Source organism: Haloferax sp. S2CR25 (assembly GCF_031624535.1).
In the GTDB taxonomy this organism is placed as follows: Archaea; Halobacteriota; Halobacteria; order Halobacteriales; family Haloferacaceae; genus Haloferax; species Haloferax massiliensis.
In genome coordinates this window covers 54,303-75,988 of record NZ_JAMQOO010000014.1, presented here as the reverse complement: position 1 = coordinate 75,988, position 21,686 = coordinate 54,303, and the positions used below count along the sequence as shown (strand labels likewise).

Genomic DNA, 21,686 nt, shown 5'->3' with positions numbered 1-21,686 from the left:
CCTCGTCAAGTCGGTTGACGAGGAAGTTAAGGAGCTGGTCCTCGTGGATTTCACTGTCTGCTTGCTTGGTATTAGACACACCTTCTGCAAGCAGACGTCTCAACTAACCGGCTTTGTGATGTACTGAGTCTGTCTGCTAGCATGTTTGGTATTGTGGTTCAGTCATTTAGTGACCTCCAGCCGGGTCAAAACTGTTCGAGACGGCAACGGCGTTTTTTGAGCCCCTGACGGGTGCGGGGCGCAGCGAGATCCGTCCCGTGGTGTTCGAGATGGCGACACGAGATGTCTACGAGCGACAGTTCGACGAAGCGTGCGGGAAATCCTGTGGAAACGCCTCCTGTCCAGAATGTGGCGGCCAGGTCATTACGGACGCTGGTGAGCGACGGTGTGAGTCCTGTGGGCTCATCATCGACGGCCACGGCATCGACCACGGTCCCGAGTGGAGGTCGTTCGAGCGCGAGGAGCGAAGGCGAGTGGGCGCGCCGCGAACGCCGACGCGGCACGACCACGGCCTCGCGACCGAAATTGGCCGACACGTCGACGCGAACGGGACACCGATCCCAGGCGAGCGACGGCAGCAGCTCTCCCGGCTCCGAACCCAGCACAGTCGGAGTCGGTACCAATCGAGTCGTGAACGACGGCTCGCACATGGGTTGGATGAAGTCCGGCGGCTCGCCGGCGTACTCGACCTCCCGGACAGTTTGCGTGACCAGGCTTGTCGCTGCTTCCGATCCGCCCAGCAGGCGGATCTGCTGCCGGGACGGTCAATTGAAGCAGTCGCAGCTGCGAGCGTCCATGCGGCCTGTCGATGTGCAGGACTTTCGCGGACGCTCGCTGAACTTGTCCCACTCGCACGGGTGGCAGAATCGCGGGTCCGGTCGGCGTACAACGCACTCAATACTGAACTGGGATTGCCTGCGAAGCCAGTTACTCCTGCCGAGTTCGTTCCGCGGGTGGCAGATGTGCTTGACGTGACGGACCAGATTCGGCGACGAGCACGGTCGTTAGCTGAGGTATCGAGTAGTGAGTGGGCTCATCGTGGCGCGAATCCGCACGCAGTCGCCGCGGCGTGTGTGTACACCGCTGCGGCTGAGCGGGACTGGCCGCTCACACAAGCTCGTGTGGCAGCTGTGAGTGATACCTCAGTCAAAACGATTCGGACGCATTACCAGACGTTATGTGGAGTAGGTGGATAAGCGTCAACGCTGAGAGTGGAAACAGGCGTATCTGAGCGAAGACCGAGTCGCTTGGACTCCTTGGCGGAGTATCCGAGTTTTCTCCGGAAACGATGGGGTGTGTAGTTCGGATAGCAGCGGTTCTCCGGAATTGTGCTAGTTCAGACCGCCTTAACGAGGGTCTGAACTCCGTCACAAACAATAGCATTACTCAGTTCGCGGGAACGACAAGTGCGACTTTTGCTTATTTGTCTCAACGTCGGAGATCGTTGCACACTCATTCAGATCACGTCGACAATCGCGTCAGTAGGGATGACTCCGCTTACGAGTAGTTCAGGAAGTCCATCTTCGGTTTTTAGATTGTAGGCGTCAATGTCGTCAGGCGAGTTAACACGCTGTACACTGTCACGGTACGCGGCGAGCGCTTCTGTAACCGTATCAAACCTCAGCATGACGCTTTCACCGCCGTAGGAGTAGTCGATGAGGTCAGACACAACTCTCATGTCTGTGAGATGCATTGGTGCGTCGATTCGTGTCACGTCTGCAACCACGTATGAATCGTCTGGGAAGATGTCGTGGATTTGCTGTTGCTGAAGTGATTCTATCACATAGTCCGCATTTGTGTAACAGTACGTGACTTCAGTCCGGTCGAATGGGAACGACTCGTTCGGTATGAGTTCGTTGAGTATCACTGCACCAGCGTTGGTGTCGCTACCAGTTTCGTGGTCAGGTCGAATCCCTGTATCTAATATCGACTCGATATTTTCGGGGCTGGTCCCATGAAATACATAACGACCAGCGTCACTATAATATCTCGAAGGAATTGATTTAGAGGTCATATATAGCGAAGAGTTAATCTCTATGGCGTATTGCAAGCCAATTGTTAAAGTATCTTGCTTAATCCCCAATTTTGATTCCACTTCCTAAAGTACCAAACTAGTTCAGTACTGTTGATTACCGTCCTATAGTCTGTTCAGCCCACTTTGTCCCAAGTTATCCTTTATATTGGGTTGATTCAATTGAAATTGTCCCGTAAATATATCTTCTGGTGGGGTGAACGACTGAATGTACATGGGTGACAGTACTAAGTCGCTATTGAATCAGCTCCCGGACGACTTGTTAGGGAGATTGGCGAAACGAGCAGTTGCAACTTCGATGACGGATGTTCAGGACGAACTCCGTGATCTCGGGAAGAATTTCCTCCAGCGAAATGCGCTGTTCACAGCCAAAGTACAAACGAAGCGTCGCGTTACGATTCCAAAAGCAGAGATCGAGAAGCTCGGTATCGAAGAAGGCGATCTCATCCAGGTTGCCGTTACGCCCGTAGACCGGGCTGAGGACCTCGATAAGTAGCAGGGCTCACAAATGAAAACCATCCCCCGGTTAGCGACAGCTACACAGCGTGGACCTGCGGGTTTGCTCAGGAAGTGCCGCGCTCGAACCAGCGACCGATCAGTACGAGTGTGTGCTGGAGCGAGCGAACGAGCAGGATAGTGACTAATAAGCCATGACAAACTTGCTGAACTTCGTTCCGGCACCGTACGAAACCCACGAAATCGTCCGGTCGGTCAGCGACACGTTTCTCGTACGACCTGCAGATAACTGCATGCTTCAAACACTGGACGAGTCGGATGATCCAAGTCACGTCCTCAAATTCGAAGTGGCGTACATATCGAGTGAGACACTTCTCTCGCCGCAAGTCGTCACGATCGAGTACTACGTGCCAGTCGGTGACGTCATCGATGAGCAGTACTGCATCGAAACCCTCTATGACGCGCTTTGCACAGCGCGTTTACCCGTTGATGTGGTGAATCATGAACCCACGATCGGCCCTCGGTACACGGAGACGAAACAAGGAGGCGAAGCCATTGCGACTGTCGACGGAAATCCAAGTGCGTCAGAAGTGTGGCCCATCTCACAGTTGCGTACAACGTCAGTTGGCGCAGTGCAACTAACTGTTCGCCAGCATCGAGATTACGACGAACACACACGCGTGTTCGACCACTACGACGACGAACTCACCCAACGGACCAGTAAACAATCACTGTCCAGTATCCGACTACAGGACCAGGAAAGCGGCGTACTACTCGGACTCACAACTGACGGGGAGTACCCAAGTATCGCGTTCCCACCGGAGGGGATGAAACCGAATCACCTCAGCGTGTGCTGAACAACGCCTCACCCACCATCACAACTACCATATGAACCGACGTACGTTCCTCACGACCGGCGCAAGTATCGCTTCGTTCCTCCCACTCGCACAACTGCGCGGTGTGGGAGCATCACAAGAGTGCGAGCTATCAGATATCCTCCCGTCGAAAGAGTTTGTTCCTGATGAGTTCAACTACCTTGGTCCAGACAGAGGCACTAAGATCCATCCTGCAAAAAATCAAGCTGCGGAAACAGCCTTTGAAGCCTATGTCGTAGACAAATACACACTTCCCAGTGGTCCGAAGCAGTTTCAAGGACGTGTCCAAACCGGAGCCCGGCTTACGCGAGAGAAGACAGTCACATCGGAAACGATAGACAATCACCATGAGATGTTGCTTTGGGCTGCGTTCAACGGTAATGAACCATCAACTGAGTACTTCACCGAGTGGTGCGACGTAGAATTGAGCGATGATGTCGTTGACGGGTATCGACGAAGTGAGTTCTTTTTCCGTGAACCGCAGACCCAACAGTGGCCGAACGACCAAACTGCAGCGTCGAAGCCGTATCGAGAGTACGCTGCGATACTGCAGTCTACCGACTGGGGAGTGCTCGAGGTCGAAGTAGAGCGGAACGACGTCAACGAACACTGGGAGACACGGCGAGTTGCCCAGCAACTCATGACGCGCATGCAGCACATCGCTACTGTGAGTGCCCGGCCAACAGACCCCGCTGCCCTAGATGACGAAGAGTGACCATGACGTCACACAGCGTCGAAGTCGAAATCCAGGTCGACAAGTACGATACTGATGGAAGTACGGTTGCACTCCCGGACAGCGTCGCCGCGGAACTCGGGGTGACAGGAACAGAAACTCTTCGAGTTGAGGGACGCACATCAACGGTTGTTCGGAAGACTCCAGGAACGACCCCGGGAGACGCTGCTGTTCTGAGCAGCATCGCCAGCATGAACGCCGGCGTCAGTGACGGAGATTCCGTCACGCTCGACTCGGTTGACCCACCGCTAGGTGAGTCTGTCACGCTCACCCCGTTCAATGAGGACGCTCGCGTTGTCGGGGAAGCGCTCAGCGAAGACCCAAGTCCTGTCGTAGAGAGAATCGTCAGCAACGGGGACTACATCACCGTGGACGTTGAAGGCGCAGAAGAAACGGTGTACTTCGGGGTGTACACCGCAAATCCAGAGCCGTGCATACAGTTTGGAAGCGACACCAATATTGAGCTTGTACGGCCCGAACCAGACGACCGGCCACGGAGTATCCTCACTCCGGAAGAACGCGTCCAGTTGACCCACCCGTCGCTGTGTGTCGAATCGTTCGACGCGATCACAGAACGGCTTGAGCAAGCACTGTGCGATCTTCAAATACTCGCAAGGCAGCTCCCAGACGAAGCGCTCTGCCGTGTATTCGGACGTGTTGGTGAGGATGGATACGAAACGCGGTCAGCCGTGCAAGACGCGTTATCACTCCTGTATTTAGGCTTGCAGGGGAACGGTGACGACGTTGAGGCTCGGTTCGCTGAAGCAATCCGTCGGGCCGAGTACACCCACGATATTGACGCACACGTTACTGTCGACGTGGTCCGTGAGGATGTACTTCCAACTGACGTCGCATTGCAACGGCTCCAAGAGCACGGCCTCACCGACCCAACTGCGTTCGCTGAGTACGAGCGTGTCAAGCGCAACTCGTCGGTGCGACCCGGGGAAGTCATTCAAGCACTGGAAGAAACAGACGAGACACCGCTGACAGCGTTCGGGATTGAGATGGAACGGGCTTCTGCAACTTACGGTGAGCGAGTGTTTCCTTTCGCCTCTATCATGGATGTGACCACCGCAGAATATGACCCGTGAGTGGCACTGGTATGGTGGATCCTCACCCAGATCTGATAATTAGAGACAAAGAGTTAACCAAGATTTGAGCAACACACAATCAGCGACACAACAACTAATTATGACCGAAAAAACCGACACCATCGAAGTAGACCCAGCAGAGGTATTGACTAAAGAACGTCTCGTTGGAGCGGTACACCAACTCCGGAAATTACCATCTCCCGAAGAATTCAAACAAACCACCGAAGCAGCTCTCTGGGAGATACTAGCTCCCGATAATCGGGGGGACAAGGATGATGTCCGGTTTGAAGACATCACAAGTATCGGGCAACGGTTGATCGGCTATACCGACCAGTCTGGCACCGAACTTCCGTGGTGGCTCACACAGTTTCGTTGGGAGTTCGACTGTAGTGGTATGAACTCTCTGCAGATTCCAGAAGACTCTCTGGAGGACTTAGAAGAGAGAAGTACGAACCAAACATGGTTGAATAAACCTGAGATTACTGAGGAACACTCGGTTTACCGTTCCTTATCTGGGTTTGCAGAACTCGAACAGAAACTCACGGAGAGGCTTAATCTGGACGAAGTTGACTCCAATGAGAAGCCTCTAGAGAGTGACTCTGACGAAATTGCATCGGACATATCGTCTAGCCTTCCAGATCTGAATGACTTGTTCGAGTACGAGGCTGAAGGGATGCTCTCTACTACTGAATCGTTCGAGAGATTCATCCAAACGTTAGTGGATATAGCACCGCCCCGTCACGAAACTATGACTGCTCTGATGATGGTCAATGGAGGTATCGATCAGAAATATCTCGATAGGACATTCAGATCGGCACCCGATGTCAATGACGTTTTGATGGACGTACTACAAGCCGCTAGCTACGATAGGACTGCTGACCGTGATATCAGGAATCATTTTAGTGAAATCGTCGCACTGGAAGATGCATTTGACATTAGCGTTGGGAAGAAAGATTACCCGGTGCTGGGTGGGTTAGAAGAGTCGATCTATTCTCAGTTTGGTCAGCAAATATCTCAGATGGATTCTAGTCAATTAGAAATCACAGATAAAGATCAAGATATTATTTATCACGCAAAAGAGAACAATTCAATCGGCAAGAAGGAGCTTCCAAAGTTCGTAGACCTGTTTTTGACGTCCCCACTGTCTGTGATGGGTAATAACAGATATTTGTCCTTCAAGACGATCAGTGTTCGCAGTAGCTACGGCAGCACGGATGCTAACGACAGCGATAGAGAATACGCCATCTACAAACTGTTGAATGGGGGCGAGGAATCAGATGACGCGTGAACTGGACCCTGAACCGGAATCTAACTACGCACCTGTAGACGAGTCAAACGAACCGGTCAAAACTGAGAAACAGCCGGTAGGTTCTACTCACGGAGATACAAACGAGACTAGCGGAGCAGTCGGGTCAGAAGAGACAACAAACCAGTCAGATATTAAAGTCGTAACTAGTACTCCGACCATCGAATCAGTTCCAGTTGGGCGTACAGGAGTCAGCAGGGCTATTCTCCCAAAAGAAAAGAAGGATATTACGTTTACCACTTCACTACTTGAACCCACACTGGAAAAAAGTAAGAAACAGAGCAGTAAACTAATTCAGCCGAGTCGCTCGGTTGAATCCTCTGCACTACGGCAGCAGGTAGTTTCACAGATGAATATAGAAAGAGCTTCTCAGAGTGTGGTCAAAACGCTAGAGCCATCCAATGAGGCTAGTGCCGGTGCAACTACCGAAGTTTCTAAATCGGGACTCTTGTCAAGCAACGCGAGTTCAGTAGGGGACATCGTAGCTCCAGGTGTCAAGCGTACAGAGGCGGTAGATGACGACGAACAAGTCGGGGAAACAATAGACGAGCAGGGAGCCACTGAAAGCCATCGAGGTGAGGTCGAAGAACTGGAAGACCTATTCTTCGAGTGGGCTGGTGGGAATCCGTACACCTCGCGTCGACCGCAGGTTATTGTTCACGAACAAAGCGCTGACGGACAGTCTCTCGCACTCCTGCAGCGGGCACTCAGAGATAACTATACGTTCCTACGAGGTGGCGAGCCGACGGCTGAACTCGCTTCGACACATGCCGGTGAGCTCAGGACAACACATCTGAAAGGAAAAATTGTCACTCTCAATTTAGCTGATAGTAAGTTCAGTAAGCAGTCCTCAGGTAACGTTCCGAAGATTCACCTCCAACAAACCAATATCGTTCAGAAACTCGTTGAGTGGACAGAGACGCTGTACGCGGGCAACCTCGGGTATCTTATTGTATCGGTTCCGGACGGGTGGAATGACAAAGAACGAGGCGTTGACTTCGTCACGAACCTCCGTGATCACCTCGCAGTACAAGCTGAGGCCGACGGTGCTAACATCCGTGCAGCCAAGCCGCGGAGTGGCCGCGATTGGAGTGACTCTGCTTCCCAGTACTTTGGTGTTGAAGCTACTGACGCTCAGACCGTAGCGGGCGTAGAGTCTCGGTACAAAGCGCTCACCGAGCGCGAGGACTGGCGTTCAACAGCTCTTGGGATAGAATCGGGTGGAGACAGCGACAGAGAGAGTGATGAACACTACCTCGTCAAGTCGAAAATTGCCGAAACGGTCGCCCACCGATGGTATCTTGAAGCCGGAACAGGCCGTTCGTATGACGATTTCTTCACCGAGGCTGTTCTAGAGTCTAGGTCGAGGAAATTGCAGACGGAGCGTCAAGTTGGGGGAGACGAAGGTGGGATCAAACCCGACATCATGGTCCGGATGGAGGGTGACGCTTCCTTGGTGGACGGTTTCGAATCTGTTCTGTTAGGCGGTGAAGGGAACATCCCTTCGTTCACCAGAAGCGACACCATTGCCGTTGAGTACGAGTCTGGACGCGGACAAGCAGGAACGAACTTCAGGAAGATTAGAGCGACGCTCGAAAAGTACGAAGGTCAAGATGCACACGTGAGTCACGTTTTTCTCGTTATCCCACCTGCCGTCTTGTTCACAGGACCGACTCGAGCGCACCTCGTTGAGCAACTCGTCTCGACGTGGAGCCAGCAAGTGGAAGGAATAGAAGCGCACCTCTGCGTTCCGGGGAGTCGTGGTCGAGCGAAAGGCTACGGCACCGACGTTACGCTAAGGCTTGTTGGGACAAACTTGGCAGAATTCACTCACAAAGCAAATCATGACTGAACCGGAACCACTAGCTGTCTGGCTCGACGGACTTGTTGAGGACGCAGGTCAGTCACTCGAAGTTAGAGCCGCACTCTACGATGATTCTGAGAACAGAATTGCTCGTCTGAACAAATATGAGTGGATACTCTCACTTAGTTCGTCCGAGAAGAGGTACCGATGGGTAACTCATGGGGCAAGTGATGGATCTTCAGATACTACAGAGCTACATCAGGTAACATTCGAAACTAAATCGATTGACGGAGAGAGTCATGACTACGATTCAAAAATACAAGTCGAAGTCGTAGGTGATGGAGCACACGGCCTCGATCTTGGTCTCACGGACCGTACGACGGTTTCCTTCGAGCTAGGTGATGGGTCAGACACCGATGAACGAGGTACTGCTGAAATAACTGATCTTCATGATGCGTTCAAAAAGCCACCTGAACGCTATCGTGTTGTTGGATTGGAAGACGAGCGTCGTCAAGTCCGAGAGTTCCTGTCCGAAGGCGATGAAGAACTAGAGATCTTGCAGCGCCGTGGACTCCTTCTGGAAGGGCCCCCTGGGACAGGGAAGACCGAACTCGTTATCGACGTCTGTATGTCGGTATTTGGTGGACTACCGACGGTTCTCTCAGGACCTGAAATCCTGAACAAGTGGGTAGGAGAGTCAGAGCGTATCCTCAGAGAAAAGTTCGAGGAGGCACGACGAAACGATTCTTCCGTACTGTATATCGACGAGCTTGATGCTATTGGTGGGTCGAGAAACGATTCGTCACAGGACTACGCGACCCACATCGTCGCCCAACTCCTCGTTCTCATGGACGGTATCGATGCGAAGGTGGGTGAAGACCATTCCCTCAAGGTAATCGCATCAACAAACCGGCCAGACGCTCTCGATGCGGCGTTACTTCGTCCCGGTCGCTTTGGGAATCGTCCGGTCAAATTCGAAGCCCCCGGAGAACGCGCAGCTACCTCGATTCTTCATTTCTACTTAGAAAAAATCAACGCGAAGAGTAGCGTTTCCTTATCAGATCGTCTGAGTGAGTTCGTAGAAGATGGGGCAGTTGAACAAGTCGCCCCATTTGTACAGAACACGTTGGGAGGGCTCACCGGTGCTGAAATAGAAGACCTCGTCGGTGAAGCTCTTCGGGGTGCTCGTCGCAGCAATGAGTCGATCTCGACTTTGACTCTGGACGCACTAAAGAGGAGTTACGAGGCTGGACCATACACGGCGAATTACGCTGAGGAAGAACTCCAGGGGCCCGAAACACGCTCCATCGAGACGGACGTGTTGCAAGGAATTAACGACAGTCTCGTCGCGTACTCGGAGAGCAACTCGAACGCTCCTCATGAAATTCTAAAGGAGTATGCTAAGTGGCTCTCATCGGAGAGTAACCTCGAAGTAGACAACATAGTCTTCCGCTCAATCGATGCGAGGACATTAGTCGGTGAGGGTGGTGTCGACTCGGAAGCGTACATCGCTTCACGTCTCGCAGTTCCGGACAAGAGTGCCGTTTGCGTTGTTCTCCGATACACTGACCGACTCATACATGCTGCTATGCAGGACGTTACAAGCGCGGAACGGTCACTCGTCGCGCTGAATGAACAACTTGCATCGTGGGAAGACGAGAACCTACTAATCGTCGAAGATGCAGACGAGCGGGTACATGAAATCTTTCCGCAAGTATACTCGACCGATATTTACGACCTCGACGAGCATCGTTGAGCCATCAAGTACTATTAATAAACATCCAGCGTTCCACAGTTTCGGAGTTTTGACTTCTGTTGCGTGTCTTATTTTCACACTGTTTGAATTTGATTAGGCTCACATCTTGCGGTTTCGAATCTATAGCGGTGAGAAAGCTTGGAAAGAGTTTCTGAGTGACATAGAATCAGAATCGATAGACTGCTCCTATTTCATCATTATAATGCTTGAACAGAAGGCACGCAACACTTCCATCCTCCGAGGTTGTGGGGTCGGCCCTTACAAGAATTTTGTATAGCGAAATGCAGTATACCACACTATCGGCAATCTACTGCTCAATTTTACTAATCGGCGTTGTGTAAATACCACTCCTGCATCAGCCAAAGTATTAACTAGACTGAAGATTGTCGTAGATCAATGAATATCTACGACTCAAAATCACCCCAACACACGGCAAGCGGGTTACTCCCCGGTGAGCAGGCGTGAATCAGCAGTCTGACTCCCAGGGTTTGGACGCCGAAGATACGGCTTCAGACGACGGACCGAGAGAAAAGCGCTACAAATGGTCTCAGATGAGCCTCGACGAACTCGTCGACGTCTACTGGCAAGACATCGCACCGAAACGATATCGCGATGGATTCGACGAAGACCGAGATGTCCCGACCTACGACTGGCTCACCGAACACGGATACAGTGGTATCGCGTACGCGCTACGCGAGCACCACGACCTGACGCCCACACAGTTCTTCGTCGATGTCGTCGGCCTCGAAGACGAGGAGTCAGAGGAGTGGGAGTGGAACGTCGACCACGACAGCACCGTGAACGCGCTCGACGCGTATCTCACGTCGATAGAGACCCGTGGTGGACGAGCACAGAGTACCGTCGAGACCCACCGAACTCGGTTGTCGAAGTGGGTTCGGACATACCGGGAGTTGCACGGGACAGATGCGTTGCTCGAACCGCTGTCTGAGTTAGATCACCAGCCGCGAGAAATCGAACGCTGTCTCGCCGTCCTCGACGTGTTCGACGAGGAACTGTCGACAGATAGCTCGAAGCTCGAGTATCTGCACGTCGCCAGAGCGTGGTACGCGTTCGTGAAACGCCGGAAGTACGCGAAGTACAACCCACTCTCTGAGGCTGGTGAGGAGTTCGGGTGGGAAGCAAGCGAGCCGGACCCACAGGCGTTGTCGGCTTCGCAGGTGCGTCGAATCTACGGTGAGGTCGACTCGCCCGAAGCGGAGTTAGTCGTGGTTGCACTCGCTGGGTGGGGATTACGGCCTTCCGAGGTTGCTGCACTGCACGTCGATCAGGTAGTCTTGGATGCTGAGGACCCCCATCTGTCGTTCGGTGATGGAGAGCGGAAGAACGGTCCTGGTGAGGTGACGCTGCTGTACGGTGTGGACATTGTAACTGACCGGATTGATGCGCTCACCGACCAGGAGACGTGGAACGGGTATCTGTTCCCCTCTCGGGCGTCGTCAACGGGGCACGCGTCGGTGAGTACGATACGTCGTCGATTCAAACAGCTTGCTGACAGTGCTGGCGTGGTTGTTGATGGGGATACACCCACGCCGAAGATGGGACGTCGGTTCTGGTACTCGGCGTATCAAGAGGCTGTTGGGGAGGTTCTAGAGGGATTGGAGGGGGTTGCTGAAGACCAGGGGAGTTCGTCGACGGAGGTCGTGCTTCGGAACTACTTGTCTAGGGAGCAAGAGCGGAAGGCCCGGCGAAGGAGGATGTATGAGAAGTTGGAAGCGGCATTTGAAGCCTAAGCCCTCCTCCCTTCGTAAGAACGATTAAATTTGATGTTGATACCGTCTGGAGGTCGTGATCTATGGGTTCGGCTGACGGAAAGAGTCTGCCAAACCCACGCTGTAACAGGCTATAGAATGCACTACACGAATAAACCATATATTGCGAGGTCTATTCTCCAAGAAATCGAGTCCACAGTTTCGAGGATGGTTTTGTTGCGTGTTTTATTTTCACACTGTTTGAGTTTGATTAAGCTCTCTCCCTCTCGTTTTTCGAATAAACCACGCTGAGAAAGCTTGGAAAAGTATCTGAGTGACATAAAACCTGAATCAACAGAGTGCTCCAATGTCACTGTTGTTGTACTTGAACAGAAGGCACGCATCAAATCCACCCTCCGAGGTTGTGTTCTCCGCGAGGTCATTCGTTGCCGAGTTTCGAAAGCCGAGCCTGGATTTCCTCGGCATCCGCCTCAGAGAGCGCCTCAACACCGAACTGGACGAGTAGCGGGTAGAAGTGGCGATTCTTCTTGAACTCGTCCTGCCCCGCCTTGCGGAGCTTCAGCTGGAACTCGAGGTACGTGTCCTCCATCTCGTCGAGGACACCATCGGGAATGTAGATCGTCCGCCCGTTCCACTCGTCCTTAATGTTCGTCTTCGTTTTGCTCGTTTCGTTCGTTTCACTCGTTGAAGCCGGTTCGGTCGTTTCGGTCGATGAACTGGATTCTAGCGTTTCACTCACCTCACTCGTTTCGCTGGAATCAGTCTCGTCGTCCACCTCTTCGTAGTTGCCCTCGATGCCGGAAGCATCGCCCCAGCCGTCGGTCATGCTTCCACCTCCTCTGGGGCAGTCTTCTCAAACGTCTCGTCGAACAGGTCGGAAATCTCGTTGAACAAGTCGCGTGCATCCTCGACACGCTGGTTCTCCTTACCGAAGCCAAAGACGGACACCCCCTCGCCAATCGACTGGGAGAGATCGGTCCGCTTCGGAATCTCGAACACTGGGAGGGAGTACGCCGACTTGATCTCCTCGATGGTGTCGCGGTGCTCGGCGTTCCGCTCGACACGGTTACAGACAATCGCGAGCCGATTGATGTCTCCGTACGCCTGTTCGAGAGAGCTTAGCTGTTTCGCGAAAATCTGGAGGCTGTTGGCGTTGAGCTTCTCGGGAATAACGGGGATGACGACATTGCCGGTCGCGACGAGGGCGTTGTCAGTGAGGACGTTCAGGGATGGCGGCGTGTCGACGATGATGTAGTCGTAGTCCCTCTCGAGTTCGTCGAGAGTCATCTCCAACCGCTCGCGACTCTTCGGCGCCTCAAGCAGCGTCTGGATGTTCTTGTTGTTCGCGAGCTTCTCGCTGGCGGGAAGGATGTCGAATTCCTCGTGCTCGACGATGATGTCGTTCACCGACTCCATCTGATCGAAGTCGAGGACGTCGAACAGCGTCGTACGGTCGGTGTCGTAGTACAGGTCGTTGTATCCGAGCGAGCAGGTGAGCCCTCCGTGGTAGTCGATATCGACCAAGAGGACGTCATAGCCTCGTGCGGCGAGTGCGCCGCCAGTATGAATGACGTCGGTTGTCTTCCCCGCGCCGCCCTTCTGATTCGCCACCGTGATTCGTGCGGTATTGGTGTCGGTCATTTTCTTCGTTTCTCCCGTTGTATTCATTTCGTTCGTTTTGCTCGTTTCGTTCGGTGCGTTCAGTGAGGGTGTTTCATTCGGTGAGAGGATTACTACGGTGTTAAAACCAATTGTTCGTTGCGCTCGTTGAAGCAAACACACTCATTTCTATCAACTCGTTCATTTCATTCGTTTCGTTCGTTCCTTTCATCCTACCGATCGAGTACCGGGAAGCCAGCCCATCCTCAGCCAGTTCGTTCCGCAGAATGCGTTCAACACGTTCGTTCCCCTCATTCTGTTCGTTTTGCTCGTTTCGTTCGTTTTACTCGTTCCAAATCGTTTCGACAGGAATCAGAGCTACCTTTGAGACGAGTGGAGAGATCGTGGCTTCTTGGCCAATCAAGTAAGACTTTTACCGGATTATTGGTAACCACCAGATGTACGAGGTACTCGATGACACGGCGGCGCAGGTCATCCTCGCTATCGAGAGTGGTGACTCTATCCGCCGTGTCGCCCAACACCTCCACACGCCGTACGAGACGGTGAGACAGGCCGTGAACCGTCTCGAAGACGCAGGCTACATCAGTTATGATGATGGCCTCTCCGTCGTCGACGAGCGCGTGAGAGACGCCGCACGCGAGCTCGTGACTGCTAGCGCCGGCGTCAGTCCGCCTTCGATTGAGGAGGCATACGTCATCCCACAGTTCGGTGACCGACCGTACGCGTTTACGCGGATCGACGCCGTCTACGTATGGACCCAGGGTGGCTATCAAGTCGGTCGTGACCCCGATGACTATCCGCTGTTCCTGGCCGTCCACGAGCAAGACGTCGATGCTTGGGAAACGTTTTTCGAGTCCTTCGACCTCCCCACCGCATTCGAACGACAGCCCCGAGACAAGCTGGACGGGCCGCTACAGATCGTCCTTGAGCCACGCTCGTCACTCGACGTCAATCACGTCGAAGGGTACCCAGTGATCCCGAGAGCTGAGACGATCGAGTATATGCGCGAGAACTACGCCCAGTTCCAGTCGGGGCTAGCGATGCTCGACCGGATGTACGAAGACCTTGATCTCGGCGTCGCGTATCGTGAGACGGAACGGGCACAGACATGAGCTTCAACAACCGGAGTGACGCACTCATCGAACTGCTCGAGGAGCTCACGCAATCGGGGCACGAGTACGTCCTTGTCGGCGGCTACGCTGTCTCCGCGTTCAACGCACGCTTCTCCACGGACCTCGACATCGTCGTCGCACCTGATTCCAAGGGTGAATTCGTCGAATTCCTGGAACAGCAGGGCTTCGAGGAAACAGACAGCCACGCCAAGGAATGGTTCTACGACACCGAAGTGATCGAGTACGAAAAGCGGCTCACGCCGCAACAGCCGATCGGCTTCGATCTCCTAGTGAACGGACTCGGGTGTCGCCAAACAGAGGCACAGTGGTCGTTCCTACCTATACGACCACAGCCACCAGCAGGAGGTGAGCGGGGGGACGGTGACGACGACGGCCAGAGTTATCGATGGGGCAGTCCTCGTCGCGGCAAAACTCCACAGCGGCCGTGAAACAGACCTTCGGGACGTCCTGGCAGTGGCAGAAGAGATCGACCTCAACGCTGTCACGCCCCATCTGCGGCGAGGGGACGACAATGCCCTACGGGAGCAACTTGAGCGTGGACTGGATATCTTGGAGAGCGACGAACTCAAGCACGGATTTCGGAGTGACTTCGGGGCCTCAGCTGTCTCAGAAGAAACGGTCACCGCTCTCCAAGAGTATCTGTCTGCACAGATTGACCACCTGAGCTGAATCGGTCGGACTCCCTTGACCAGAAGTGAAGATAAGGCCCTTCAGCGGTGCTTGCAGTCAGTCAAAAAATTGGAGGGGTGGTTGTCAGTCGACCGTCGCTAACACACGGACATCCGTAGCTGAGTGTCGTTCTCGTTCAGTACGAGCACCGTGCTCGCGGAGGAGCTCATCAATGCGGTCGGCAAGAGCCTCCGCATCCTCCCTATCGACGTGGACGATTAGCGTCGGACGCTCCTCGTCGCTGTTCTCAATCACGAGCGAGACATCCTTGAATTCGTCCGGCTGTCTATACGCCTCGAACTCATCGGCGACCTGGTTGGCCAAGTCGTCGAGTACCTCAATCGGTTCCTTTGTCATAGATTGAATTACGAGCTTGGTAGATTGTGTCATCACGAACGGTGGAGAAGTCGTACTTCCAGAACCACCTCAATAGACTTACTCGAACGGAGCCTTCTCACACCGATGATTTACCGAGAAGAAGGCCGGCTCAGAGAGAACAGTTAGACCGTCCGCGGATCGCTATCAACGATACTCGCGAACGCGACATTCTCCTGAACTTGTTCGATTTCGACGGTTGGCTTGTCGCCGGGTTGAGCGCCGGGAACGATCACGACGTAACCACGTTCGACTTTTGCGATTCCATCGCCCTGATCGCCGACCGTCTCGATGGTCACATCACGTACTTCGCCTTCCTCAACAGGGGATCCGGAGAGAGAATGGCTCGCAGTCTCACGAGAAGGGGCTCTCTGTGACTCCTGTTGTACTGACGATTCCGTCGAGACTGGAGATTCCAGAATCGCTACGCGATACGTTTCGTCAGCTGACAACGCTTCATACTCGATTTCACTCGAGGGAACTTCCACTATGTACGTCCCATCCTGCTCTTTAATTGGAGCACTGAACAGAGAGCGAAGGGAATTGTGAATTTCGACCATTGAGTGTTTAGTGCTCAGTACCTACGAGACAAGTAATTTAAACACTATGTGTTAGCACTAGCTCTCGAAGAGCCGCCTTATTGAGAGGGGTGATATTGTGCCGAGTGCCATCATCGGTGTAGAAAATAGATGCAGTGACCGACCGATCGGGATATTGGTCGGCGACGACATGGTAGTAGATACTGAGCTGTTTCCGGTATTCATCTTCTGCGTGCGTTGTGAGATCGGTTTTGTAGTCGATGATTTCGACACGGTCAGCTGTCACGTGGAGCAAGTCGATGATACCGCCTATCGTTACCTTCTCGCCGTCGACAGTAAGTGGGAGGAACGCATCGATCTCAGCTCTCGTCTCACCATCGAGTGAGTCGAGTAACGCCTTCACGTGCTCCTTGTCAGGGTTATCGCCGGTTTCGACTGCCTCACCGAGAACATACCGTTCCGCAAACTCGTGGACGTCTGACCCGAACTCCATTCCCCGGCCGCCAGTATTCCCTTCGAAGACGGCGTCATCGATGAAGGTGTGCGGTGAGTAGCTCGCCGGGCCATCAGGCTCGGGAATGTCGACCGAATATGGTGAATGCTCGCCGTCGTCCGGATTGAACGCAGACAGATCGGGATCGACATCGTCGACAGCAACGGGGAGTGCATCGAGGAATGAATTCGGGTCAGCGCCACCGGTCAAGACGAGGTGGCTCTCGGCGCGCGTGACAGCCACATAGAGGAGCCGACGTTCCTCATCGTAGTTCTGGGGGAGGCAACGATTGAGAACGTCTGCCTTCCAGTTGTCGTAGACATATGGGACATCGTGTGCCTCCTCTGAGTACACCTTCCGCTGTCGGAGGCCAATCGGGTCGGTGTACGCGATATCGCTCCCGCTCCCGCCGGAAGACGGGAACTTGTTGGCGTTCATATTCGCGAGAATAACGATCGGGTATTCGAGCCCCTTCGTTGCGTGGATCGTCTGGACAGTCACCGCATTCGTCCCAGCCCCGGTGTCGACATCGTGTGTGCTCCCATCAGCAATCGCCTCCTCGATGAATCGGATCAGCTCGCTACGGGTGAACGTCGTCGTCCCGTGAACCGACTGGATAGTGTCGAGAACGACGTCTGCGGTGGGGCCGGAACGGCCGTACTGTTCGAACACGCGCCGGGCGACCCCGCCGAACGTCTCCAGCTCTCGGAGATCCTCTCGGAAGGCGACCATGGCTTCGGGGTACGCCTCACGCTCGATGATCGCCTTCGCCTCGTCGATCGTGTAGCCAGCCTCTTCAAGGACTAGCGCCCACCCGCGTTCGGCATCGCGTTCGAGGATACGCAACCACGCTAACACCAGCTTCGCGGCGTCGGTCCGAAAGACCTCGATCCCACCCTCGTAAGCCATCGGGAGACCGAATTCACTCGCCGTATCGAGCAGATCCCGCCCGAAATCACGGGTTCGCGTCAACACGGCGATGTCGCCGTACTCTGGAGCGCGATATGTGCCGTCGTCGCCTTCGACGGCGTAGGCGTCGTTGTCGACGATCGCGTCGATCTTTTCGAGAATGGCCTCGTGTTCGTCCTCACTCGTGAGCGCCTCGATGTAACTATCGTCTCGGTCTGTATCGGCGGTCAGTGGTGTTACCTGCTCGGAGATAGCCTCCGCATCCAGCGATTCGTTCTTTGTCGCACGGGCAGTCAGCGCGTGGGTAGAGAAGTCCAAGATGGACTGCGTCGAGCGGTAATTCCGCGTCAGTTGCTTGTCGTCGACCGGCGTCGTCGGGAACGTGACTCGATCTGCGTCCCGATTCAGCACCGCGGCAAACCGTTCGAGCCGATCGTCGAACTCGCGGATGTTGTCGACGTCCGCGTACTGGAAACTGTAGATGCTCTGTTTCCAGTCGCCGACCACGCAGATGTTGTTCGTGCCGGCGAGCAGCAGCGTGAGTTTGAACTGAATTTCACTGGAGTCCTGGAACTCGTCGACCATCACGTACTCGTACCCCAGCTGCTCTCGGAGGTCGTGATCTTCACACAGGAGGACGAACGCGAACAGTTGGAGGAACCCGAAGTTCAGGTAGTTCCGCCGAAGCGCGAACTCGAGATAGGCGTGATATACGTCGTGGACGAACCGCTTGAGTGCCGTTCGGTCCTCCTCGAAGACGCGTTCGGCGAGGTCCGCTGGGACTTGCTTGCCATCGCCGCGGATGTCCCATTTCGCGGGCGCCTCCGGGAGGTACGTCTTGTCTTCACCATACTGATAGAGCTTCTTTCGAAGCTTCGATTGCTTGCTCCCGCCGTTGCGTGGTTCATTCCGGTCGGTGAACAGCGTCTCGAACGCCTCGAAATTCCCGTCGAGGTGTGACTCACCGTCCCGGTACCAGCCATCCGCAGTGGGGAACACACCCTTTGCGGACAGTTCCTTGATCAGATCGAGCAGCTCCGATGTCTCCGACAGTGCTGTGAAGAACTCGTCATACTCCGAGTGATTATCGATGAACTGGCCGATAAACTCACGAAACAGCGCCTGTTCGATGATTTCGTCTTCGATAATCCGTGTCGAGCCAGTGATCGTCTCTTCGATCCCGAGGGACATCGGTGCGTCGTGTCCGTATTCGTCGAGCAGATCGTGTGACAGCGAGTGGAACGTCTGGATCGGCGCGTTCGCGAGCTCCCGCATCCCGTACTCACTGTGACGCACAATCCGTTCCCGCATCTCCTCAGCCGCGTTGTTCGTAAAGGTCACCAACAGCACGTCTTCGGGATCGACGCCATCTTGGGCCACGATATTGGCGTATCGCCGTGTAACGGTGAACGTCTTCCCGGTGCCAGCACCCGCATCGACGAGATAGAGGCCGTCAATCGCCTCCATGAGCTCGCGTTGTTCCGGGTTCGGGTCGACGCCGCTCATTGTTCACCCTCCAGGAGGAGATCTCGGTTGTCAACCCGTCGGTAGTTCGGCTCACCGGCGAGCCCCTCGATTGGGAACGCCTCGTCGCCAGTGCGACGCCGGTTGAGTTCCGCCAGTCGATCGTCGACAAACGATTCGAACGCATCGAGATCGGTTTTAAAGAACGCACCCTTCTGCCGGTCGACGATTGCTCGCATCACCTGCTTGCTCCCTGTTGTCACGTACTTGTACTCGCCAATCTCGGTTTCGAGCCGGTCAATCATCGTCTCTCCGAACTCCGATTCGATGAGTTCGTCGCTGTCGGTGGTCTCGACGAGTGGCGCAGCATCGAAGAGCGCGGCGTATGTCTGATAGTCGATCTTCGAGAGGATCTTCTGGCACTTCTGTGCCCCCTCCTCACGGAGATACTCGAAGAACTCCTCACGTCGCACGTGCTCGGTGAGCGATTCAGGGTAGTATGTTACAGTCGTCAGCGCGTCGTCGACGTCGGCGCCGCCGGCGATCATGTCGTCGACGAGTTCGGTGACGTAGAAGAACGTGAACGAGAGTTGCTCACTCGGACGTTGCGAACGCCAATAGGTGAGATAGAGCGCTGCCTGAAAGTCAGGCTCGTCTGTCGGCTCGTCAATCGCGGCGTGTTTGACAATCGAGGTGGCGCTGCTCTCGCTGCCGCTCTTGTAGTCGAGCAGGTCTCGCTGCGACTGAACGAGGTCGATCATTCCGTTGATGCCCAGTTCTTCATCAGTAAACCGGCGTTCAGTCACGGGGGAGTCGACATCCCGACCGAAGTGAGCGGCGACAGCATTGTCACCCCCACTGGACGGCGTCAGAAACGCGCCCTCGGTCGGCTGGTTCGCGTCAAGATATGAGACGATCGTTTCGAGGCTCGCACGATACTCAGTGCGCCGGGTCCGTTCGTCGACGGAGCGAACCAGCGGACGGACGTCGTCGAGCATGAGTTCGACGACCTCCGAGAGTGTCTCTTCGTCAACCGGGTCCGGATGGTTGACGTAGAACTCCGCGAAGTCGTGGAGCAGGTTGCCCTCGGTGAGATACGCCTTCTCCGGACCGTCGACGATCCGGCTGAAGTAGTAGTCCCGCGGTGAGTTCACGTAGGTGTTGAGACTCGACTTGCTGATCGTCTCGACTGGGTCGGACGTCACGCCGACGGATTCGTTCTCGAATCCGTCACCATCTCGTGCTGCGGTTTGGATCTGATGGCTTGTCGAAGGCAGATCGGAGAAACGGTCGTACTCCGGTTCGAGGAGCTCTTCGAAGTACAGGCACGGCGTAACGGATGATCCGCCGGTCGCGTCTTGGACGAGATAGTGTTGCTGGCTGCCGCTCTGTAACAGCAGCTGGAAGCTCTTGAGGTTCCGTGTGAACTGGGCGTCCTGGTCGACCCACGGACGACGTGGTGCCGAGTGGGTCCAGCGGTCGTCGAGCCCTAGGTAGAAGACAACCTCACGACCCACGTACGACGCCGATTTCGCGTCGGCGAGCAGAACGCCCTCGTTCTCTCGGTCGACCGGGACCTCGTAGGTCTGGAGATAGAACGACAAATCGTCGAGGCGCGCTTCTGTAATGGATTCGTCGGCGATGTTGAGTGTTTCCAGTTCCTCGCGGAAGGCGTCGAGCGTGTCGTCTGCGTGGCGTTCAAACACTGAGAGGGCGTCCAAGAACGTGTATTCTTGAATATCGTGACAGAAGTCAATCAGCCACTTGAGATCTCCATCGTCAAGCTCATGGAGTCGCTTGTCTGTGTCAGCGTCGTCGACGTCGCAATCGAAGACCGTCAACAGTGACCGGATCTCGTTTATTCGGGTATCAGTCCCCCGGTGGGCGGTCCGGAGGAGGTGGAGGAACAACCGATGTTCGCTGCGATCTGTGAAACCCGGCCCGCCGAAAAACGGGATATCGGCCGCTTCGAGTGCGGACTCGATAAGCGGTGAGTACTCGCTTTCCTGGTCGAGAACAATCCCAACGTTATCAGCGTTCTCGTCATCCACGGAATCGACGACGGTCTCTGCGATCTCCGTCGTCGAGTCGTGTATACGGAACGGAGGGAGCTCGAACTCCGTATCAGTGAAAAGGTCGACCGTGTCGTACTCGGCGGGTAGATACGCTCGTTCGAGTTGGGTGAGCATCGCCGGCTCGACGACGACCACGTCGAGATCCGGATCGATGGTCTCGTTCGTGAGCTTCATCGAGGCGGTCTCGAGTTCCGCGATTCGCTCCACAGCTCGTTCGGTGGCTTCGTCGACGTAGCCGTCGTACTCGAAGATGGCGTCGTGTGACCCTCGGTGTTCCCAACACTGGAGGATATTCCCAACCGCGTATGCACAACGCTTCCAGGAGAAGTCCTCGTGATCAAGCATGCCGAGGAAGGCGAGACGGTCCTCAGACTCTTGCCGTCGACCGACTGCAAGTCGGCGTGGTGGGATCGCGAACGGACCGAGATGCGAACGATCGAGGTGGCGGTTGAGGGCACTCGCAAGCGGTCCGTCCGGGGTGATTACCCGGTCGTACGATTTGACTTCATCGTAGAGTTGGCGTGGCGATTTGGCGCGGGGAAATGGCACGCACAGAGACAGTCAGCGACCTCGGTTAAATCTTTGTCAGATGAGTTCATAAATGGGTGAAGTATATGCAGATTCTC

Annotated in this window: 17 protein-coding genes and 1 pseudogene; 11 read left to right on the top strand and 7 right to left on the bottom strand. The window is 54.7% G+C overall.

Annotation, left to right across the window (positions count from 1 at the left end):
- Window positions 1-269: 269 nt before the first annotated feature.
- The gene (locus tag NDI65_RS20420) at window positions 270-1,196 is read left to right on the top strand and encodes a transcription initiation factor IIB family protein (protein WP_310894217.1); all 927 of its coding nucleotides are present in this window, start codon (window positions 270-272) and stop codon (window positions 1,194-1,196) included.
- A 260-nt stretch (window positions 1,197-1,456) separates the two neighbouring features.
- Here NDI65_RS20420 and NDI65_RS20415 read toward each other — a convergent pair whose 3' ends face one another.
- Window positions 1,457-1,867, bottom strand: a complete 411-nt coding sequence (locus NDI65_RS20415) for a hypothetical protein (protein ID WP_310894216.1) — start codon at window positions 1,865-1,867, stop codon at window positions 1,457-1,459.
- Between the two features lie 373 nt (window positions 1,868-2,240).
- On the opposite strand from NDI65_RS20415, the gene NDI65_RS20410 reads away from it, so the two are divergent.
- The 8 genes from NDI65_RS20410 to NDI65_RS20375 all read left to right on the top strand — a co-directional run bounded on the left by NDI65_RS20410 (window position 2,241) and on the right by NDI65_RS20375 (window position 11,804).
- Complete coding sequence (locus NDI65_RS20410) at window positions 2,241-2,528, top strand: AbrB/MazE/SpoVT family DNA-binding domain-containing protein (RefSeq protein ID WP_310894215.1); 288 nt, start codon at window positions 2,241-2,243, stop codon at window positions 2,526-2,528.
- A gap of 253 nt (window positions 2,529-2,781) precedes the next feature.
- The gene (locus NDI65_RS20405; RefSeq protein ID WP_310894214.1) at window positions 2,782-3,345 is read left to right on the top strand and encodes a hypothetical protein; all 564 of its coding nucleotides are present in this window, start codon (window positions 2,782-2,784) and stop codon (window positions 3,343-3,345) included.
- Window positions 3,346-3,448: 103 nt separating this feature from the next.
- Complete coding sequence (locus tag NDI65_RS20400; RefSeq protein WP_310894213.1) at window positions 3,449-4,078, top strand: hypothetical protein; 630 nt, start codon at window positions 3,449-3,451, stop codon at window positions 4,076-4,078.
- 2 nt (window positions 4,079-4,080) lie between these two features.
- Window positions 4,081-5,187, top strand: a complete 1,107-nt coding sequence (locus NDI65_RS20395; protein WP_310894212.1) for a hypothetical protein — start codon at window positions 4,081-4,083, stop codon at window positions 5,185-5,187.
- 100 nt (window positions 5,188-5,287) lie between these two features.
- Window positions 5,288-6,475 (top strand): hypothetical protein, encoded by a 1,188-nt coding sequence (locus NDI65_RS20390; protein WP_310894211.1) that lies wholly within the window; start codon window positions 5,288-5,290, stop codon window positions 6,473-6,475.
- The gene (locus NDI65_RS20385; protein ID WP_310894210.1) at window positions 6,465-8,345 is read left to right on the top strand and encodes a hypothetical protein; all 1,881 of its coding nucleotides are present in this window, start codon (window positions 6,465-6,467) and stop codon (window positions 8,343-8,345) included. Before NDI65_RS20390 ends, NDI65_RS20385 begins: the two co-directional genes overlap by 11 nt.
- Complete coding sequence (locus NDI65_RS20380) at window positions 8,338-10,053, top strand: ATP-binding protein (protein ID WP_310894209.1); 1,716 nt, start codon at window positions 8,338-8,340, stop codon at window positions 10,051-10,053. The genes NDI65_RS20385 and NDI65_RS20380 overlap by 8 nt, the downstream gene beginning before the upstream one ends.
- A gap of 551 nt (window positions 10,054-10,604) precedes the next feature.
- Window positions 10,605-11,804 (top strand): site-specific integrase, encoded by a 1,200-nt coding sequence (locus tag NDI65_RS20375; protein WP_310894208.1) that lies wholly within the window; start codon window positions 10,605-10,607, stop codon window positions 11,802-11,804.
- A gap of 397 nt (window positions 11,805-12,201) precedes the next feature.
- Here the strand turns inward: NDI65_RS20375 and NDI65_RS20370 are convergent, their stop codons facing one another.
- Together NDI65_RS20370 and NDI65_RS20365 are read right to left on the bottom strand one after the other, a co-directional pair.
- Window positions 12,202-12,609: a hypothetical protein gene (locus tag NDI65_RS20370; protein ID WP_042664151.1), complete on the bottom strand. Its 408-nt coding sequence runs from the start codon at window positions 12,607-12,609 to the stop codon at window positions 12,202-12,204.
- On the bottom strand, window positions 12,606-13,424 hold the full coding sequence (locus NDI65_RS20365; protein ID WP_042664299.1) for a ParA family protein: 819 nt from the start codon (window positions 13,422-13,424) through the stop codon (window positions 12,606-12,608). The genes NDI65_RS20370 and NDI65_RS20365 overlap by 4 nt, the downstream gene beginning before the upstream one ends.
- 416 nt (window positions 13,425-13,840) lie before the next feature.
- Between NDI65_RS20365 and NDI65_RS20360 the strand changes: the two genes are divergently transcribed.
- Together NDI65_RS20360 and NDI65_RS20355 are read left to right on the top strand one after the other, a co-directional pair.
- Window positions 13,841-14,515, top strand: a complete 675-nt coding sequence (locus NDI65_RS20360) for a helix-turn-helix domain-containing protein (protein WP_042664154.1) — start codon at window positions 13,841-13,843, stop codon at window positions 14,513-14,515.
- Window positions 14,512-15,205: pseudogene (locus tag NDI65_RS20355) on the top strand (hypothetical protein). Before NDI65_RS20360 ends, NDI65_RS20355 begins: the two are co-directional and overlap by 4 nt.
- 84 nt (window positions 15,206-15,289) lie before the next feature.
- On the opposite strand, the gene NDI65_RS20345 reads toward NDI65_RS20355, so the two are convergent.
- From NDI65_RS20345 to NDI65_RS20330, 4 genes are all read right to left on the bottom strand, one after another.
- Window positions 15,290-15,562 carry a hypothetical protein gene (locus NDI65_RS20345; RefSeq protein WP_310894206.1) on the bottom strand — a complete coding sequence of 91 codons (273 nt, stop codon included), beginning with the start codon at window positions 15,560-15,562 and terminating at the stop codon, window positions 15,290-15,292.
- Between the two features lie 143 nt (window positions 15,563-15,705).
- Complete coding sequence (locus tag NDI65_RS20340) at window positions 15,706-16,140, bottom strand: TRAM domain-containing protein (RefSeq protein WP_042664155.1); 435 nt, start codon at window positions 16,138-16,140, stop codon at window positions 15,706-15,708.
- A 37-nt stretch (window positions 16,141-16,177) separates the two neighbouring features.
- Window positions 16,178-19,027 (bottom strand): ATP-dependent DNA helicase, encoded by a 2,850-nt coding sequence (locus NDI65_RS20335; protein WP_310894205.1) that lies wholly within the window; start codon window positions 19,025-19,027, stop codon window positions 16,178-16,180.
- Window positions 19,024-21,609, bottom strand: a complete 2,586-nt coding sequence (locus tag NDI65_RS20330; protein ID WP_042664158.1) for a PD-(D/E)XK nuclease family protein — start codon at window positions 21,607-21,609, stop codon at window positions 19,024-19,026. The genes NDI65_RS20335 and NDI65_RS20330 overlap by 4 nt, the downstream gene beginning before the upstream one ends.
- Between the last annotated feature and the right edge of the window lie 77 nt (window positions 21,610-21,686).

Bases quoted from the DNA above. Each gene is read 5' to 3' on its own strand.
- NDI65_RS20360 (WP_042664154.1), top strand. From the start codon at position 13,841: ATGTACGAGGTACTCGATGACACGGCGGCGCAGGTCATCCTCGCTATC.
- NDI65_RS20420 (WP_310894217.1), top strand. From the start codon at position 270: ATGGCGACACGAGATGTCTACGAGCGACAGTTCGACGAAGCGTGCGGG.
- NDI65_RS20390 (WP_310894211.1), top strand. From the start codon at position 5,288: ATGACCGAAAAAACCGACACCATCGAAGTAGACCCAGCAGAGGTATTG.
- NDI65_RS20405 (WP_310894214.1), top strand. From the start codon at position 2,782: ATGCTTCAAACACTGGACGAGTCGGATGATCCAAGTCACGTCCTCAAA.
- NDI65_RS20375 (WP_310894208.1), top strand. From the start codon at position 10,605: ATGAGCCTCGACGAACTCGTCGACGTCTACTGGCAAGACATCGCACCG.
- NDI65_RS20365 (WP_042664299.1), bottom strand. From the start codon at position 13,424: ATGACCGACACCAATACCGCACGAATCACGGTGGCGAATCAGAAGGGC.
- NDI65_RS20370 (WP_042664151.1), bottom strand. From the start codon at position 12,609: ATGACCGACGGCTGGGGCGATGCTTCCGGCATCGAGGGCAACTACGAA.
- NDI65_RS20345 (WP_310894206.1), bottom strand. From the start codon at position 15,562: ATGACAAAGGAACCGATTGAGGTACTCGACGACTTGGCCAACCAGGTC.
- NDI65_RS20395 (WP_310894212.1), top strand. From the start codon at position 4,081: ATGACGTCACACAGCGTCGAAGTCGAAATCCAGGTCGACAAGTACGAT.
- NDI65_RS20385 (WP_310894210.1), top strand. From the start codon at position 6,465: ATGACGCGTGAACTGGACCCTGAACCGGAATCTAACTACGCACCTGTA.
- NDI65_RS20335 (WP_310894205.1), bottom strand. From the start codon at position 19,027: ATGAGCGGCGTCGACCCGAACCCGGAACAACGCGAGCTCATGGAGGCG.
- NDI65_RS20340 (WP_042664155.1), bottom strand. From the start codon at position 16,140: ATGGTCGAAATTCACAATTCCCTTCGCTCTCTGTTCAGTGCTCCAATT.
- NDI65_RS20410 (WP_310894215.1), top strand. From the start codon at position 2,241: ATGTACATGGGTGACAGTACTAAGTCGCTATTGAATCAGCTCCCGGAC.
- NDI65_RS20380 (WP_310894209.1), top strand. From the start codon at position 8,338: ATGACTGAACCGGAACCACTAGCTGTCTGGCTCGACGGACTTGTTGAG.